This is a genomic window from Demequina rhizosphaerae (assembly GCF_000971255.1).
In the GTDB taxonomy this organism is placed as follows: Bacteria; Actinomycetota; Actinomycetes; order Actinomycetales; family Demequinaceae; genus Demequina; species Demequina rhizosphaerae.
This window is the reverse complement of sequence record NZ_BBMC01000002.1, coordinates 640,978-657,768: the sequence shown is the minus strand read 5'-3', so window position 1 is coordinate 657,768 and position 16,791 is coordinate 640,978. Positions and strand designations below refer to the sequence as shown.

General features: G+C 71.4%; 14 protein-coding genes. 10 read left to right on the top strand and 4 right to left on the bottom strand.

Annotation, left to right across the window (positions count from 1 at the left end):
- Positions 1-6 precede the first annotated feature (6 nt).
- Complete coding sequence (locus AOM07_RS03170; RefSeq protein WP_156171762.1) at positions 7-1,038, top strand: glycoside hydrolase family 43 protein; 1,032 nt, start codon at positions 7-9, stop codon at positions 1,036-1,038.
- 96 nt (positions 1,039-1,134) lie between these two features.
- Here the strand turns inward: AOM07_RS03170 and AOM07_RS03165 are convergent, their stop codons facing one another.
- Positions 1,135-1,785, bottom strand: coding sequence for a GntR family transcriptional regulator (locus AOM07_RS03165; protein ID WP_062311302.1), 651 nt, complete (start codon positions 1,783-1,785; stop codon positions 1,135-1,137).
- 178 nt (positions 1,786-1,963) lie between these two features.
- Between AOM07_RS03165 and AOM07_RS03160 the strand changes: the two genes are divergently transcribed.
- The 4 genes from AOM07_RS03160 (at position 1,964) to AOM07_RS03145 (ending at position 6,858) form a co-directional block, all read left to right on the top strand.
- On the top strand, positions 1,964-2,980 hold the full coding sequence (locus AOM07_RS03160) for a glycoside hydrolase family 43 protein (RefSeq protein ID WP_062311300.1): 1,017 nt from the start codon (positions 1,964-1,966) through the stop codon (positions 2,978-2,980).
- Complete coding sequence (locus AOM07_RS03155) at positions 2,977-4,296, top strand: oligosaccharide MFS transporter (RefSeq protein ID WP_062311298.1); 1,320 nt, start codon at positions 2,977-2,979, stop codon at positions 4,294-4,296. The genes AOM07_RS03160 and AOM07_RS03155 overlap by 4 nt, the downstream gene beginning before the upstream one ends.
- 343 nt (positions 4,297-4,639) lie before the next feature.
- Positions 4,640-5,959: an oligosaccharide MFS transporter gene (locus AOM07_RS03150; protein ID WP_084830056.1), complete on the top strand. Its 1,320-nt coding sequence runs from the start codon at positions 4,640-4,642 to the stop codon at positions 5,957-5,959.
- Positions 5,960-6,066: 107 nt separating this feature from the next.
- Complete coding sequence (locus AOM07_RS03145) at positions 6,067-6,858, top strand: L,D-transpeptidase (protein WP_062311295.1); 792 nt, start codon at positions 6,067-6,069, stop codon at positions 6,856-6,858.
- 258 nt (positions 6,859-7,116) lie between these two features.
- On the opposite strand, the gene AOM07_RS03140 is transcribed toward AOM07_RS03145, so the two are convergent.
- On the bottom strand, positions 7,117-9,126 hold the full coding sequence (locus AOM07_RS03140; RefSeq protein WP_062311293.1) for a hypothetical protein: 2,010 nt from the start codon (positions 9,124-9,126) through the stop codon (positions 7,117-7,119).
- Positions 9,127-9,461: 335 nt separating this feature from the next.
- On the opposite strand from AOM07_RS03140, the gene AOM07_RS03135 reads away from it, so the two are divergent.
- Together AOM07_RS03135 and AOM07_RS03130 are read left to right on the top strand one after the other, a co-directional pair.
- Positions 9,462-10,139, top strand: coding sequence for an arsenate reductase/protein-tyrosine-phosphatase family protein (locus AOM07_RS03135; RefSeq protein WP_228374358.1), 678 nt, complete (start codon positions 9,462-9,464; stop codon positions 10,137-10,139).
- 10 nt (positions 10,140-10,149) lie between these two features.
- Positions 10,150-10,560: an arsenate reductase/protein-tyrosine-phosphatase family protein gene (locus AOM07_RS03130; protein WP_062311289.1), complete on the top strand. Its 411-nt coding sequence runs from the start codon at positions 10,150-10,152 to the stop codon at positions 10,558-10,560.
- 66 nt (positions 10,561-10,626) lie between these two features.
- Here the strand turns inward: AOM07_RS03130 and AOM07_RS03125 are convergent, their stop codons facing one another.
- Both AOM07_RS03125 and AOM07_RS03120 read right to left on the bottom strand, forming a co-directional pair.
- Positions 10,627-11,187 (bottom strand): hypothetical protein, encoded by a 561-nt coding sequence (locus tag AOM07_RS03125; protein ID WP_062311287.1) that lies wholly within the window; start codon positions 11,185-11,187, stop codon positions 10,627-10,629.
- Positions 11,188-11,390: 203 nt separating this feature from the next.
- Positions 11,391-12,050, bottom strand: a complete 660-nt coding sequence (locus AOM07_RS03120; RefSeq protein WP_062311285.1) for a hypothetical protein — start codon at positions 12,048-12,050, stop codon at positions 11,391-11,393.
- Between the two features lie 150 nt (positions 12,051-12,200).
- Between AOM07_RS03120 and AOM07_RS03115 the strand changes: the two genes are divergently transcribed.
- The 3 genes from AOM07_RS03115 to AOM07_RS03105 are packed head-to-tail and all read left to right on the top strand — an operon-like array spanning position 12,201 to position 16,770.
- Positions 12,201-15,071: an FAD-binding and (Fe-S)-binding domain-containing protein gene (locus tag AOM07_RS03115; protein ID WP_062311283.1), complete on the top strand. Its 2,871-nt coding sequence runs from the start codon at positions 12,201-12,203 to the stop codon at positions 15,069-15,071.
- Positions 15,068-16,240: a Gfo/Idh/MocA family oxidoreductase gene (locus tag AOM07_RS03110; protein ID WP_062311280.1), complete on the top strand. Its 1,173-nt coding sequence runs from the start codon at positions 15,068-15,070 to the stop codon at positions 16,238-16,240. The genes AOM07_RS03115 and AOM07_RS03110 overlap by 4 nt, the downstream gene beginning before the upstream one ends.
- Positions 16,237-16,770 carry an SGNH/GDSL hydrolase family protein gene (locus AOM07_RS03105; protein ID WP_169748120.1) on the top strand — a complete coding sequence of 178 codons (534 nt, stop codon included), beginning with the start codon at positions 16,237-16,239 and terminating at the stop codon, positions 16,768-16,770. The genes AOM07_RS03110 and AOM07_RS03105 overlap by 4 nt, the downstream gene beginning before the upstream one ends.
- Positions 16,771-16,791 lie beyond the last annotated feature (21 nt).

The window sequence follows — 16,791 nt, the reverse complement described above, 5'->3', positions numbered from 1 at the left end:
CATCCCGTGCCCACGGACCTCATCCCCAACCCCATCGTGCTCCAGCGCGCGGACCCGTGCGTCCTGCGCCACGAGGGGCAGTACTACTTCACCGGCTCGTACCCGCTGTACGACCGCATCGTCCTGCGTCGCGCCGAGCGTCTCGAGGACCTGCAGGCCGCGCCCGAGGTGACCATCTGGACCAAGCACCACGAGGGCCCGCAGTCCAATCTCATCTGGGCCCCCGAGATCCACCGCGTGAACGGCGCCTGGTACATCTACTACGCCGCCGCCGCGATCGGCCACCCGCACGCGGACGTGCCGGACACCGCCGAGACCTTCTGCCACCGCGTCTTCGTGCTCGAGTGCACCGACGAGGATCCCATGACGGGCGAGTGGGTCGAGCGCGGCCAGGTCGACACCGGCTGGGAGTCCTTCGCCCTCGACGCGACGTCGTTCGTCAAGGACGGCGCCCAGTACCTCGTGTGGGCGCAGCAGGACTACGAGATCCGCGGCAACTCGAACCTCTACATCGCGCGCATGGAGAACCCGTGGACGCTCGCGACGCCCGCGGTCATGCTGACCAAGCCCGAGCTGGACTGGGAGATCGAGCGCTTCTGGGTCAACGAGGGCCCCTCGGTGCTGCAGAAGAACGACAAGCTCTACCTGTCCTACTCGGCGTCCGGCACCGGCCCCGAGTACGCGATGGGCGTGCTGATCGCGGACGCGGACGCCGACCTCCTCGACCCCGCCTCCTGGACCAAGAGCCCCGAGCCCGTCTTCACGTCGGCGCCCGAGAACGGCATCTACGGTCCCGGCCACAACTCGTTCACCGAGTCGCCCGAGGGTGAGACGGTGCTGGTCTACCACGCCCGCACCTACACGAAGATCGAGGGCGACCCGCTGTACGAGCCCAACCGTCAGGCCTGCGCGCAAGTGCTGCCCTTCGACGCCGCGGGCGACCCGGTGTGGGGCATCCCGCTGCCGATGACCCGACCCGTGCCGACCGCGCTCGACGTGCTGCCCCCCGAGGGCATGCCGCAGGTGGCGCCGGCCTGAGTCTCCCTCCTCGAGACGCGACCGCCCGGGTCCGCATCGTTCCGCGTGGACGATGCGGCCCGGGCTTCGTCGTGTCCGGGTGGACGATGCGCGGGCTCAGCCCGCGGTGACGGCCGCCTCGATCGCGGCGACGGTGCGGAGGCGGTGGGCCCGCGCGGCCTCCTCGACCTCGTCCGCGCACGCGCCGGACTCGATGAGCGCGAGCAGGTCGGCGTGCTCCTTCGGGGTCGCGGCGACACGTCCGGGCGCGTGCGCGGGCAGCACGCGGTCCATCATCGCGAGGCGCAGGCTCTCCGCGTCGACCATGGCCGTGAGCCGGGCGTCGGGGCAGTGCGCGCGCAGCAGGGAGTGGAAGGCGCGGTCGAGCATCGCGAAGCCGGCCGCGTCGAAGTCGACGAGCGCTGCCTGCGCCTGGTCCTCGAGCTCGCGTGCCGCGGCGATCTCGCCGGCGTCCAGGTGCGGCGCCGACAGCGCGATCGCGAGCGGCTCGAGCCGGCCGAGGACGCGCATCGTGCTGAGCTGGTCGTCGGTGGTGAACGCGCGCACCACGGCGCCGGCGTTGGGGATGATGTCGACCCAGCCCTCGGCCTCGAGCCGGCGCAGCGCCTCGCGCCACGGGATGGAGCTGATGCCGTGCTCGCGGACCAAACGGTCGATGACGAGGCGGTGTCCGGGCAGGTAGACGCCCTCGGCCAGGCGATCGGTGAGGATGCGGTACGCGTGGTCGGCCTTGCTCTCCGGGGTCATCGATGCCTCCTTGCATGCGGGGACAGCCGGTGACACGGATCGTATCCCGGGTCGTGTGGGATCCGCCTGGGCCTTCCGTCGCGGTTCCCGTCGGCACGGGCGGTCTCCAGTCGCGGCGCCCACCCCGCTCGCCTAGGGTGCGAGAAGGCGTCTGATCGCGCGAAACCGAGGAGCGTCCGTGGCCGAGACCATCCCCAACCCGATCGTCCTCCAGCGTGCCGACCCGTGCGTCCTGCGTCACGACGGCCAGTACTACTTCACCGGCTCGTACCCGCTGTACGACCGCATCGTCCTCAGGAGGGCCGAGCGTCTCGAGGACCTCCAGGCGGCGCCCGAGGTGACCATCTGGACCAAGCACGAGACCGGCCCGCAGTCGCACCTCATCTGGGCCCCCGAGATCCACCGGGTGAACGGCGCCTGGTACATCTACTACGCGGCCGCGCCCAGCGCTGACGTCACCTTCGACGTGCCCGACGCCGACGACACCTTCAACCACCGCATCTTCTGCCTCGAGTGCCTCGACGACGACCCGCTTACCGGCACCTGGACCGAGAAGGGCCAGGTCGACACCGGCTGGGAGACCTTCGCGCTGGACGCGACCAGCTTCGTGAAGGACGGCGACCAGTACCTCGTGTGGGCGCAGCAGGACTTCGACGTCAAGGGGCACTCCAACCTCTACATCGCGCGCATGGAGAACCCGTGGACGCTCGCGACGCCGCCGGTGATGCTGTGCCAGCCGGAGTACGACTGGGAGATCGTCGGCTTCTGGGTCGCGGAGGGCCCGAGCGTGCTGCAGAGGAACGGCAGGCTCTACCTCACCTACAGCGCCTCCGCGACGGGCATCGAGTACGCGATGGGCCTGCTCACCGCGGACGCGGACAGCGACCTCCTCGCCCCGTCGAGCTGGACCAAGTCCCCGACCCCCGTGTTCACGAGCGCCCCCGAGAACGGCATCTACGGCCCGGGCCACAACAGCTTCACCGAGGACGAGGACGGCGAGACCGTGCTCGTCTACCACGCGCGCACGTACACCGAGCTGATCGGCAACCCCCTGTGGGAGCCCAACCGTCAGGCCTGCGCCCAGGTGCTGCCGTTCGACGACGACGGCAACCCCGTCTGGGGCGTGCCGCTGCCGCTCACCCGCCCGGTCCCGTCGGGCGTCGAGGTCCTGCCGCCCGACGGGACGATGCGGTGACCGCCTCAGGCGACAAAGCCCCCACCGCCTCGGCCGGGCCGAGCATCCTCGACTCGGTCAAGCGCATCGTGCTGTGGAACTACGGCGGGATCTACTTCTTCTACTTCGTCGTCTGGCAGTTCATCTTCACGTACATGGGCCTGTGGCTCGACGACGAGGGCATGAGCGGCGGCAGCATCGGGCTCGTGAGCACCGTGATGGCGCTCGTCGCGATGTGCCTCCAGCCCGTCTACGGCCTGGTGCAGGACCGGCTGGGGTTCCGCAAGCCGCTGTTCGCGTTCGTCGTGGTGTCCGCCGCGATGGTGGGGCCGTTCTTCCAGTTCGTGTTCAAGCCGCTCATCGGGGTCGACCAGCGGCTCGCGGCGGTGGTCGGCGGCTTCTTCCTCAGCCTCGTCACGTACGCCGGCGTGTCCGTGGTGGAGGCGTTCAACGAGCGCGCGAGCCGCGCCAACGGCTTCGAGTACGGCCACGCGCGGCTGTTCGGGTCGCTCGGCGGCTCGTTCGCCTCGGCGATCGGCGGCGTCATCTGGGCGGCGAACCCCGACAACATCTGGTGGGCGGCGACCTTCTCCGCGCTCGTGCTCGGGGTCCTGCTCTTCGTCGCGCGGGTCCCGCACCAGGCGCCCGCCGCGCATCACGCCGAGGGCGAGGCGCACGCCCACAAGATCAGCCGCGAGGCGATCGTCGGGCTCGTCACGGACCGCAACTTCCTCGGCTTCGTGGTGCTGATGATGGGCACGGCCGCGCTCTACGACGTGTTCGACCAGCAGTTCTCGATCTACTTCACCGACCGCGTGCAGCACGGCGACCCCGAGGGGCTGTTCGGCACGGTCGTGTCGATCCAGATCCTCCTCGAGGCCGTGGTGATGATCTTCACCCCGGCGATCGTCAACCGCATCGGCGCGAAGCGCGGACTGCAGATCTTCGCCGCGATCCTCGTGGTGCGCGTGCTCGGCTCGGCGCTCGTCACCACCACCGAGGCGCTCATCATGTGGCGCCTGCTCGCGGCGATCGAGATCCCGTTCATGCTCGTCTCGGTGATGAAGTACCTCACGCGCATGTTCGACGTGAAGATCTCCGCGACCGCGTACATGCTCGGCTTCGGCGTCGCGAAGTCCCTCGGGGTGGCGCTGTTCTCGGCGGCCTTCGGGCGGTCCTACGACAGGGTGGGCTTCGAGCAGTCCTACCTCATCATGTCGGTCGTGATCGCGGTCGTGACCGTGCTCGCGAGCCTGCTCATGGGCAACGACAAGGGCCGCGAGGCACCGACCGGCGAGCTCGCGGACGGCGTCGACGAGGAGGAGCCGGCCGCCTGACCCCGCGCTCCCCTCCACGCGGGTGAGGCAGCCCTCCACGCGACACCCCCGTTGACCGGTGGGCGGCGCATCGGAAGCACCCGCTCCGGAGGCCGTGGCGTGGAGGGGTGAACGGGCCTGGGCGAAGACTCTCAGCGAACTCCCAGCATGTAAGCGCTGGCATAGGCGATACGTCCCATTGTTGGGTGCTGCCACCAATTACGCTGTTTTTCAGCACCAGGTGACGTAGAGTCGCCTTCTGTTACCGGTTGCAGCGTGCATGCGCCCGCGGATTCCGCCCGCGCGCCGCTCACCACCCTGGCCATGGCGGCCACCTCCACGAGAATCCCCGAAGGGATGTGCGATGAGCGCACCTACTGCAACGACGCCCGCCACCGGCGGCGGGTCCATCCTGGCCTCCCTCAAGCGCGGGGTGTTCTGGAACTACGGCGGCCTGTACTTCTTCTACTTCGCCGTCTGGCAGATCTTCTTCTCGTTCCACGGCCTGTGGCTGTCGGAGAAGGGCATGGGCGAGGGCAACATCGGCCTTATCAACACGGTGATGGCGATCACCGCGCTGTGCCTCCAGCCGCTGTACGGCTACCTGCAGGACCGCCTGGGCCTCAAGAAGCACCTGTTCGCGTTCGTGGTGCTCTGCGGCGCGATGGTCGGCCCGTTCTTCGCGTTCGTGTTCCCGCCGCTGATGGCGTGGAGCATGGTGGGTGCGGCCGTGGTCGGCGGCATGTTCATGGCGCTCGTGCTGCTCGCCGGCGTGTCCGTCGTCGAGGCCTTCAACGAGCGCGCGTCCCGCGCCAACAAGTTCGAGTACGGCCACGCTCGCCTGTTCGGCTCGATCGCGGGCGGCACGATCACCCTGGTCGCCGGCTGGATGTGGTCGCACGTCAACCCCGATAGCATCTGGTGGGCGGCCTCGTTCTGCGCCATCGTGCTGGGCGCGCTGCTCTTCGTCGCGAAGGTGCCGGCGCAGGAGCAGGAGAGCGCCGCCGCCGGCGAGACCTCCGCCACCAAGGTGAGCAAGGACACCATCAAGCGCCTGTTCACGGACCGCAGCTTCATCGGCTTCGTCGTCCTGATGTTCGGCACGGCCGCGCTCTACGACGTCTTCGACCAGCAGTTCTCTATCTACTTCGCGCAGCACGTCAACCACGGCGACCCGGTGGCGCTGTTCTCGCAGGTGGTGACCATCCAGATCTTCGCCGAGGCGGCGGTCATGCTGGTCGCGCCCTGGTTCGTCAACAAGATCGGCGCGAAGCGCGGCCTGCAGCTGTTCGCCGCGATCCTCGTGGTCCGCGTGCTCGGCTCGGCGCTGGTCACCACCACCGAGGCGCTCATCGCGTGGCGCCTGCTCGCGGCCATCGAGATGCCGCTCATGCTGGTCTCGGTGATGAAGTACATCACCCGGATGTTCGACGTGAGGATCTCCGCGACCGCGTACATGCTCGGATTCGGCGTGGCGAAGTCGCTGGGCGTCGCGGCGTTCTCGCTGCCGTTCGGCCAGGCGTACGAGTCCATCGGCTTCGCCAACGCGTACCTCGTGATGTCGGTCGTCATCGTCGCGGTCACGGTGATCGCGAGCTTCCTCATGCGCTCCGACAAGGACCGCGCGGACGCCATCGAGGGCGAGCCGGGCGAGCCCGTGGAGCGCGAGCTCGTCAACGCATAACCCCGCCTCTCGGAGGCACGATGCGACGGCCGCCCGGCCCGGGGACCTACCCAGGCCGGGCGGCTGCGTCGTAGTGTGGGGGCGCTGAGGGGTCTGAGGGAGGTCCGATGCGTCGCATCGTCGCGCTGTTCACCGTCGTGGGCGCGCTCGCGCTGTCCGCGTGCACGCCGGCGGCCGAGCCGTCGCCGGCCACCAGCGCATCGTCCACCGTCGCTGCCGTCGCGCCGACCGAGACGACGACCCCGGAGCCCGAGCCCTCCGCGACCGCGTCGGAGGACTCGACGCTGTCCTACATCGCGACCGCGCGCGGCACCAAGGTGACGGTGCTGAAGAAGCCCGACGGCGCGAAGAAGACCGTCGTGAAGGCCGCGGATGTCCTCACCGTGCCCGACCAGACCCCGCTGACCTTCCTGGTCAAGCAGATCCAGGGCTCGTGGCTCGAGGTGTACCTGCCGATCCGGCCGAACGGCTCCACCGGCTGGGTGGCCGCCGACGACGTCTCGCTCGCCGCGACGCACATGAGCATCGAGATCGACATGGAGGCCTACGAGCTCATCGTGTGGGACGGCGAGGACGAGGTGCTCACCACGGAGATCGGGCTCGGCACGGACGAGCTGCCCACGCCGGGCGGCGTCTACTACGTGCGCGAGCTGCTGCAGCCGCCGGACCCGGACGGGCTCTACGGGCCGTACGCGTACGGGCTGTCGGGCTACTCGCCGGTGCTCGACGAGTTCGCGGGCGGCGACGCGGTCATCGGGCTGCACGGCACCAACGACCCGGACTCGTTCGGCAAGTCGATCTCGCACGGCTGCATCCGCGTCCCCAACGACGTCATCACGGAGATGGTCGAGGAGATCGGGATCCCGCTCGGGACGCCGGTCCACATCGACGAGGCGTAGGCGGGTCGGGCCTCCCGGTCCGGCGGCGGAGGATCCGCCCGCCCTGCCAAGCCCCCACATGCATCGATCCCGACGCTCCGTGCCTGGCACGGAACGTCGGGATCGACGTCGCGGGGCCCCGCCCCTCAGTGGGGTCCCGCCTGAGCGCCCCCTCAGCGCCCCCTCAGCTTCCCCCTCGCTTCACTCCCCTCGGGGAGTGGCCCGGCGAGGTGCGGCCCGCTGAGGAAGGCCGCGCCCCGCCGGGCCGTACACCGGGGATCAGCCGGTGTACGTCGCCACGCCCGTGACCGGGGTGGCCGCCGGAGCGTCGAGGACGCTCACGATCTCCACGGGAGGCTCCGAGTTGCAGACCGGGGTGGCCGGCGGGTAGGAGACCGTGAAGGTCTTGCTCGGGTTGACCGAGATGATCACCTCGGTGTCGTCGGCCCTGGTCCAGCCGTAGTTCTTCGCGCCCACGGACACCCACTCGTCCTTGGACTCGGAGTACTTGTACCCGGGCCAGTTGTTCGCGACGCCGTCCTCGTCGACGCTCGCGCCCGGCCACAGGATCTTGCCCGTGCCGATCGCGACCGTGGTCGACCAGTTCTTCGCCGCGTTGGTCGGGTGGACGAAGGTGATCGTCGCGGTGCCGTCGTCGGTCGAGACGCCGTCCGGGTCGTCCAGGACGATGTCGTAGCCGAGGTACGGCGCGTCGGCGGTGCAGATCTCGCCCACGATCGTGCCGTCGATCGTCGGCTCGGTCGGCTCCTCGACGTCGCAGGGGATGACCTCGTCGACCTCGACCGTCCGGTAAAGCGTCTTGTACGTGACGTACGGCGCCCAGCTGTAGCCGCCCTCGGTCTCGACGGGCAGGTAGCCGCTCGTGGTCTCGGTCGCCCACTCGGTGTACGAGGTCATGTCGCACACCGGCTCACCGGTCCACTCGCTCACGGTGACCTCGGGCGGCATGAGGCAGTCGCCCTCGTCCATCACGAGGCCCTCGGGCAGCTCGGTCTGGATGCCCGGCAGGTTCTCGCAGACGTCGATCGGCGGCGGGCACAGCTCGGCGGACTCGTCCGCCGTCATGGCCCGGGTGTGCGACTGGACGGTCTCCGTGGTGGTGCCGACCCAGGTGCCCGTCGCGGTGTCCCACGCGTACGTGGTCATCGACTTCGTCCTGGTCTCGGTGACCTTCTCGCTCTCGCACATGAAGTCGGAGACGGCCCACTCGGTGAACTCGACCTTGGTCGGCGGCTTCGGCGTCCAGCAGTCGCCGTTCTCGTCGCGCGTCATGCCCTCGGGCACGGTCGCCTGGTCGCCGTCGATATTGAGGCACTTGTCGACCACCGGCGGGGGCGTGCACTTGCAGCAGTTGCCCTGACCGTCCGCCTTGTAGCCGTCCGGCACCTCGGTCTGGATGCCGTCGATGTTGAGGCAGACGTCGACCGGGGGCTCCTCGCACTGTGCCGCCTTCTCCTGCTCCGTCATGGCGCGCGAGTCGGTCTCGGTCTCGGTCGAGGAGGAGGCCTTCCAGCTCCACGAGCCCTCATCCCACGTGTAGGTGGTCGTCGTCACGCTGCGCGCCAGCGCGACCGACTCGGACTCGCACACGTAGTCCGAGACCGTCCACCGGGTGGTCTCCACCTTCGTCTCGGGCTTCTCGGGCTTCTCGGGCTGGCCGCAGGTCACCTCGCCGGACCAGTGGTAGTTGGAGCCCGCCACCTGGACCCACGTCACGGCGTAGTAGCCCCAGGCGGGCCATGCGTGGTGCGACGCGAAGTCGAAGACCTGCGTGCCGGACCAGGTGCCGCCGCCGTTGTGGAAGTTGAGCGTCTTCTCCTGGCCGGTGGCGAGGTTCTTGATCCGCACGTTGACGTCGTTGGCCTGGCCTGCCGGCAGAGCCTCGGGGTAGTCGACCGTAAGCGCGTCGCATGAGGGCGCCGCGTACTCCCAGTCATGGTCGAACGAGCGGCCCTCGGGGCACGTGAGCGTGCCGGTGTAGCGCTCGCCCTGCGCGGTGTTCTCGTCGGTCACGTCGTCGAGCACGAAGGACTGGCCCTGGCCGTCCTTGAAGTACGTGCCGACCGTCGCGCTGCCGTCGACGGCGATCGGGTTCTTGCCCGGCTTCAGCACCTCGTCGACGTAGGGCGTGCCCGAGTACTTGCACACCCACACCTTGTGGACGCCGTCGTTCCCGGGCTGCGTGTCGCCGCTCGTCGCCCCTGCGGGCGAGCTCATCATCATCGTGAGCGCGGCGACGGCCGCGACCACGAGGGTCTTCCTCAGCATGTTCAGTTCCCTCCGCTGCGGGAGGGGGTGATCCGGCGCCCTCAGCAGCGCCCCGCCCTCCCGGCTGGCCCCATCGTCTGGCGGGCGCAGGGGGCCGTCAAAGGTGTGGCGAACCGCACATAGACGCATGTGCCGGGGATATACGTGCGTGAAGGATGTGACAGAAGTGAGGGTGTTATCGGCTCAAGTCTGGTGTCCGACGTGACGATGCGCGCGCACCGCCACGCCGCGTGTCGCCGCACGTTCCGGGCCGGTGAGCAGGGACGATGCGGCGGTCGCCCCGCCGCGGCGACCTTGCGCGATTCTCTCAATCAAGATTGAGATATCCTCGCCGCGTGACCGACCGCCTCGCCGTCCTCGCGGCCCTCGCCGACGCGCATCGTCTCGCGCTCGTCGACGCGCTCGCGGACGGCGACCTCGCCCCGGGCGAGCTCGGCGCGCGCACCGGGATGGCCTCGAGCCTGCTCGCGCACCACCTGCGGGCGCTCGAGGACGCGGGTGTGGTCCGCCGCCGTCGCTCGGACGCCGACCGCCGCCGCTCCTACCTCGCGCTCGCGTGGTCGCCGCTGGTCGAGGCGGCCGTGTCCCGCCCGGCCGGCGAGGCGGCCGCGCGGCCGGACCGCGTGGTCTTCACGTGCACCGCGAACTCCGCCCGCTCGCAGATGGCCGCCGCGATGCTGGCGGCCGCGCGCATCGTGCCCGTGGCGTCAGCCGGCACGGATCCCGCGCCGCGCATCCACCCGCTCGCGCTCGACGAGCTCGACCGCCGCGGCCTCGCGCCGGTCGCCCTCGCCCCCGCCGCCCTCGACGAGGTCCGCGATGCGGGCGACCTCGTCGTCGCCGTGTGCGACCTCGCGTACGAGGACTGCGGCGGCGACCTCCACTGGTCCGTCCCCGATCCCGCCGCCGAGGGCACCACGCGCGCCTTCGCCGCGGCCTTCGACGCCCTCGAACCTCGGGTCCGCCGCCTCGCGGCGACGCTCCGCACCACGACCACCGCATCGTCCCGATAGAAGGAGAGAAATGTCCGACAAGCCCGCCGTCCTGTTCCTCTGCGTGAAGAACGGGGGCAAGTCCCAGATGGCCCTCGGCCTCTTCGCCCACTACGCCGGCGACCGCGCTACCTCGTGGTCCGGCGGCTCGCAGCCGGGCGAGGCGCTCAGCGCGGGCGCCGTCGCCGCGATGGCCGAGGTCGGCATCGACATCACGCACGAGCACCCCAAGCGCTGGACCGACTCGCAGCTCCAGGAGGCCGACGTCATCGTCACCATGGGCTGTGGCGACGCCTGCCCGTACATCCCCGGCAAGCGCTACGAGGACTGGGCGATCGAGCCCGGCCCGTCCGAGGCGCAGCGCGACGAGATCGACGGCCGCGTGCGCGCGCTCATGGAGAGCATCGGGCTCGAGCCCGGCCCGTCCGTCGTCCCGGCGTAGCGCGGGGACGATGCGAGGGCCGGGTGGGCATCGCGCCCGCCCGGCCCTGCCCCCCTCGGGCGGTCGTCAGCCGGTGAAGCCGGCGTCGGACAGCACCGCCGTCGCGGACTCGGCCTCCGGGGCGGCCTCCTCCTCCGTGTCCTCGGTGGTGGTGGTCGCGGACTCGACCTCGACCTCGGTCTCGGTCTCCGTGGTCTCCTCCGGCTCCGGGGTCTCCTCCGGGGTGGTCGTCTCCTCGGGCTCCGGGGTCTCGGTCTCCTCGGGGACGGTGGTCTCCTGGGGCTCGGGCTCCGTGGTGGGCACCTCGCAGCCGTTGTTCCAGATCGCCTGGCCCAGCTCGGTCCAGTTGAGGCCCGGGAAGTCGGCGAACGCCGGGATGATGTCGCCCTCGTGGTCGCCGTGGCCGTTCCAGTCGATGTTGTAGCCGTTGTCGACGGCGTTGAACGAGATCTCGTTCACGGTGAAGGGGTTCTTCTCCGACGCCGTGGCGTGGCAGATCATGACCTTCTCGGTCTCGACGTGCGGGTCGTTCCTCGGGTTGTTCTCGCCCGCGATCGCCGCGGACGCGCCGGCGACGATGCCCAGCGCGAGCAGTCCGGTCGAGGCGAGGAGTGTGCGGGTGCGCATGACGCCCTCCAACGCCGGGGGGACGTGGGGGCCCTCAGCAATGGCACCGCTACCCCCAGCTGTTTCGATCGTCTCGCCGGGCTCTCGGCGCGGCGCGTGCGTCGCGAAATCTCCGTGGCTGATGCGGGGCGGCGATACGGGTGTGACGGATGGGGCGCGTGGGACTGCGCTCTTCTCGCCGCCGTCTGGGCGTGACGCCCCTGCTAGCCGGTGTAGTCGGCGTCGCCCGGGACCGGCGAGGCGCCCGAGCTGTCGTCGAGCACGTCCGTGCCGGTGTCCGTGCCGTCGGTGGCGGTCTCGGTGGGCTCGGAGGTCGCGGTCTCCGTGGGCTCCGAGGTGGTCGTGGAGGTCGGCTCGGTCGTCGACGTGGGTTCCGTGGTCGAGGTCGGGTCCGTGGTGGACGTCGGCTCGGTGGTCGGCTCCGTCGTCTCGGTCTCGGTCGGCGTCGGGGTCGGCGTCGTCACCGGCGGCTCGGTCGTGCACACGACCGAACCCGAGAACACCCCGAGGAACACCTCGTCGCCGTACTGCGCGTCGACCGTGAACGTGTAGTTGACGTCGGGCAGGTCCTCGGCCGGGATGACGGGGTGGAAGCCCATGAGGTCGGAGTCCATGTCCTCGAGCACGAACACGTCGCCCTCCGACGTCGTCACCGTGAACACCCAGTTGACGCCCTCGATCTCCGGGGCCTCGTTGTAGGTGATGTCGAGGTTCATCTGCGAGCCGCACGACACGTTGACGTTGACGTTCGGCGTGGTCGCCGCGACCTCGATCGCGGTCACGACCGACGCCGCGACCGCTGCGCCTCCGGCGGTGGCGGTGGCGAGCACGGTCGCGAAGGCGAGTGCGCGCAACGGCTGCATGAGGCCTCCCTCGGGCTATGACTCATCGTGCGTCCCATTTGTCACGTCTGCAACTGTTTGACACGTCTCCGACAGGATCGTGCGCGTGGACGATGCGCGGCTCGCCCGGGCCCGACGTCCCTGGCAGCACACGGGGGCGGGGGTGGAAGAATGGCGCGCGTGACGACGACGGCGCCCCAGACTCCCGCCCCGGCCCACGCCGCGGATCTCGCGGCCGCCCTCGCGCGCGCCATGGACGGCGAGGTGGACGTGTCGCCGCGCCGCCGCGCCGAGTACTCCACGGACGCCTCCAACTACCGCATCCCGCCCGCCGTCGTGGCCTACCCGCGCGACGCCTCCGACCTCCTGGCCGCGCTGAGCGTCGCCCACGACATCCGCGTCCCGGTGACGATGCGCGGCGGCGGCACCTCGGTCGCGGGCAACGCGATCGGCCCGGGCCTCGTGCTCGACACGAGCCGCCACATGACCCGCATCCTCGACGTCGACCTCGAGGCCAAGACCGCGCGCGTCCAGCCCGGCGTGGTGCTGTCCGACCTCCAGGCGGCCGTCGCGGGCGCCGGGCTGCGCTTCGGCCCCGACCCGTCGACCTCCACTCGCGCCACGCTCGGCGGGATGATCGGCAACAACGCGTGCGGCCCGCACGCCGTCGCCTTCGGGCGCACCGCCGACAACGTCCTCGCGCTCGACGCGGTCGACGGGCTCGGGCGGGTCTTCGCCGCCGGCTCGCGCGGCGTCGACTCCGTGCAGGGGCTCGACGAGCTGGTCCAGGCCAACCTCGCGCTCATCCGCACCGAGTTCGGCCGCTTCTCGCGCCAGGTGAGCGGCTACTCGCTCGAGCACCTGCTGCCCGAGCTGGGCGGCGACCTCGCGAAGTTCCTGGTGGGAAGCGAGGGCACGCTTGCCACGGTCCTCGAGGCGACCGTGCGGCTCGTCGACGTGCCGCCCGTGCGGCTCACCGCCGCCTTCGGCTACCCCGACATGCCCGCGGCGGCCGATGCGGTGGTCCCCATGCTCGCGCACCGTCCCCAGGCCGTGGAGGGCCTCGACGCCCGCCTCGTCGCGCGCGTCGCGGGCGCGACCGGGCCCGTGCCCGACCTCCCGCACGGCGCCGGCTGGCTGTTCGTCGAGGTCGGCGGCGAGACCGAGGACGAGGCGCGCGCCACGCTGGCCGCGCTCGCGGCGGACTCCGGCACCGACGTCTGGCGCGAGGTCGCGGACCCCAGGGAGGCCGCCCGGCTGTGGGCGATCCGCGCCGACGGTGCCGGCCTGTCCGGCCGCACCCCCGACAACCAGGAGGCGTGGCCGGGCTGGGAGGACGCCGCCGTCCCGCCCGAGCGGCTCGGCGCGTACCTGCGCGACTTCGACGCGCTCATGGACCGCCACGGCGTGGTCGGCCAGCCGTTCGGCCACTTCGGCGACGGCTGCATCCACGTGCGCCTCGGCATCCCGCTCCAGGAGGACGGACGCCCGCTGCGCGCCTTCATGGAGGACGCCGCCGCGCTCGTCGCCTCGCACGGCGGATCGCTTTCCGGCGAGCACGGCGACGGCCGCGCCCGCTCCGAGCTGCTGTCGACCATGTACTCCGACGAGGCCGTCGCGCTGTTCCGGGGCGTCAAGCACCTCTTCGACCCCGAGAACCTGCTCAACCCGGGCGTCATCGTCGATCCCGACCCGCTCGACGCCCACCTGCGCCGCCCCGCCGCGCCCCGCACGCCGGCCCTCGGCCTCGCGCTCGAGCACGACCACGGCGACCTCGCCGAGGCCGTCCACCGTTGCACGGGCGTGGGCAAGTGCCGCGCGGACTCGATCGGCGCCGGATCCGGCTTCATGTGCCCCAGCTACCAGGCGACCGGCGACGAGAAGGACGTCACCCGCGGCCGCGCCCGCGTGCTGCAGGACGCGCTCAACGGCACGCTCATCGGCGGGCTGACCTCGCCCGAGGTCCTCGAGAGCCTCGACCTGTGCCTGTCGTGCAAGGCGTGCTCCTCGGACTGCCCCAGCGGCGTCGACATGGCGGCGTACAAGTCCGAGGTGCTGCACCGCACCTACAAGGGGCGGGTCAGGCCCATGACCCACTACTCGATCGGGTGGCTGCCGCGCTGGCTCAAGCTCGTGGGCCTCGCGCCGCGGCTGATCTCGACCGTCCTGAAGCCGGACTGGATCCAACGCCTGGTCGTCCCGGTCGCGGGCATGGACAAGCGCCGCCGCCTGCCGGAGTTCAAGGTGCCGTTCCGGCGGTCGGCCGTCGCGCGCGCCCGCCGCGCGAACCCGGACAGGGCGACCCGCCTCGACAACCTCGTGGTCCTGTGGGCCGACTCGTTCACGGACGGCCTCGACCCCGAGATCCCCACCGCGATCGTCTCGGTGCTCGAGGGTGCCGGGATCGACGTCGTGGTGGTCGCGGGCGACGCGTGCTGCGGCGTCACGTGGATCTCGACGGGCCAGCTCGACGGCGCCAAGAAGCACCTGTCCCACCTGCTCGGCGTGCTCGGGCCGTGGGCCGTCAACGGGGTGCCGATCGTCGGCGTCGAGCCCTCGTGCATGGGGGTCCTCCGCAGCGACCTCACCGAGCTCCTGCCGGACGACCCGCGCGCCGGCGCCGTCGCATCGTCCACCTACACGCTGGCCGAGGTGCTCACCGGCCGGGCGCCGGTCAAGCCGCGCGACGGCTGGCGGATCCCGTCGCTGGACGACGTCGAGGCCGTGGTGCAGCCGCACTGCCACCAGTACTCGGTGATGGGGTACGCGGCGGACCGCGAGCTGCTCGCGCGCGCCGGCGCCTCCGTGACCGAGACCGCGGGATGCTGCGGCCTCGCGGGGAACTGGGGCACGGAGAAGGGTCACTACGAGACCTCCGTGAAGGTCGCCGAGAACTCGCTGCTGCCCGCGCTGCGGTCCGCCCCCGAGGGCTCGATCTACCTCGCGGACGGGGTCTCGTGCCGGACGCAGGCCGACGACCTCGCCGGCGTCCAGGGCAGGCATCTGGCGCAGCTGCTGGTCGAGCGGATGGAGTCGCGGTGACGGGCGGGCCCGTGCGCTTCGCGATCGTCGGCACGGGCTGGCGGACGCGGTTCATGCTGCGCCTCGCGGCGATGGCGCCGGAGGTGCTGGAGCCGGTCGCGATCGTCGGGCGCAACCCCGGCCGGGCGCACGATGCGCTGCGCGAGGCCCGCGCGGCCGCCGCGCCGTTCTCGGCGCACCTGCACGACCACCTGCCGGTCGACGGGCTCGAGCAGGCGTTGAGCCTGCGGCCCGACTTCGTGGTGGCGGCGGTGCCGTGGGAGGCGAGCCCGGGCGTGATCCGCGAGGTGGTGGGCGCCGGTGTGCCGGTGCTCGCGGAGACGCCGCCCGCGCCGGACCTCGACGGGCTGCGGTCGCTGTGGGCCGACGTCGGGTCGTCCGGGCTGGTCCAGGTCGCCGAGCAGTACACGCGCATGCCCGGCCATGCGGCGCGGATCGCGCTGCTCGAGAGGGGCGTGATCGGGGCGCCGCACACGGTCGAGGTGTCGTCGACGCACCTCTATCACGCGGTCTCGCTCGTTCGGACGATGCTCGGCGCGGGCGCTCCCGTGACCGGCGCCGGGGTGCGGGTGAACGCGCGGACGTTCACCGCGCCGATGGTCGATCCGCTCACGCCCGACGGGTGGGTCGGTCGTGGGGCCGGCGAGGAGGCCGCCGCGGTCCCGGGCGGGGCCACCGCGGTGCCGCCGGCCGAGCCCCGCACCACCACGATCGCAACGCTCGACCTCGGCGACGGCCGCTTCGGGCTGTACGACTTCGTCGACAACCAGTGGTGGAACCCGTACCTGCACCGCCGCATCGTCATCCGCGGCTCGCACGGCGAGATCGCCGACGACTCCGTCCTGCGCATGACCCCCGACGGCCCGGTCGCGGGCCGGCTCGAGCACCGCCGCACCGGCGTCGACCTCAACCTCGAGGGCAACGCGCTGTGGCACATGAGCTTCGACGGCGACGTGGTCTACCGCAACGCCTGGCACGCGAGCCGCATGTCCGAGGACGATCTCGCGGTCGCGCAGATCCTGCTCGACACCGGGAGGTGGGCGCGCGGCGAGGGGCCCGCGCCCTACCCGCTCGCGGAGGGGCTGTGGGACCACGCGCTGTCGCTCGCGATCGTGGAATCCGCGCACAGCGGGGCGGACGTGGTGGTCGCGGACGAGCCGTGGGCGTGACGCGGGTCGCGGTCGTCGGGGACTCGCTGTCGGTGGGCTTCTCGCCGTCGTTCACCGCCGAGGGGCTCGACCGGTCGTCGTACCTCTACACCGCCCTGGGGGACGATGCGGTGCTCGCGGGCGGCACGGCCGTCCCGGGCGCGACGTCGCTGCACCAGCGCTCGCGGGCCGTGGCGGTCGAGGCGGACGTGCTCATCCTCGCGCTCGGCACGAACGACCTCGCCTGGGGACTGCCCTTCGACGAGACCGCGGGCGCACTGCGGGACATCGCCGGGATCGTGGGCCCGCCGCCGCGCGTGCTCCTGCTCGCGATCCCGCCGCTCGAGCCCGAGCTCGGCCCCACGACGCCCGTCTACAACGGCTGGCTCCGCGCGCTCGCGGAGGCCGAGGGCTGGGAGTTCGTGGACGCGCCAGCGCCCGTGCGTGACGGCGACGGCTGGGCGCCGGGGATGTCCAACGACGGCGTCCACTACACGGCGCGCGCGGCGCGGCTGGTGGGGGAGAAGGTGGGCGAGGCGCTTCGCGCCTGAGGGCTGACCGAAACGCGACAT

Excerpts from the sequence above, each read along its gene's own strand:
- AOM07_RS03165 (WP_062311302.1), bottom strand. The coding sequence starts at position 1,785 with ATGACCCCGGAGAGCAAGGCCGACCACGCGTACCGCATCCTCACCGAT.
- AOM07_RS03150 (WP_084830056.1), top strand. The coding sequence starts at position 4,640 with ATGAGCGCACCTACTGCAACGACGCCCGCCACCGGCGGCGGGTCCATC.
- AOM07_RS03145 (WP_062311295.1), top strand. The coding sequence starts at position 6,067 with ATGCGTCGCATCGTCGCGCTGTTCACCGTCGTGGGCGCGCTCGCGCTG.
- AOM07_RS03140 (WP_062311293.1), bottom strand. The coding sequence starts at position 9,126 with ATGCTGAGGAAGACCCTCGTGGTCGCGGCCGTCGCCGCGCTCACGATG.
- AOM07_RS03130 (WP_062311289.1), top strand. The coding sequence starts at position 10,150 with ATGTCCGACAAGCCCGCCGTCCTGTTCCTCTGCGTGAAGAACGGGGGC.
- AOM07_RS03125 (WP_062311287.1), bottom strand. The coding sequence starts at position 11,187 with ATGCGCACCCGCACACTCCTCGCCTCGACCGGACTGCTCGCGCTGGGC.
- AOM07_RS03120 (WP_062311285.1), bottom strand. The coding sequence starts at position 12,050 with ATGCAGCCGTTGCGCGCACTCGCCTTCGCGACCGTGCTCGCCACCGCC.
- AOM07_RS03115 (WP_062311283.1), top strand. The coding sequence starts at position 12,201 with ATGGCGCGCGTGACGACGACGGCGCCCCAGACTCCCGCCCCGGCCCAC.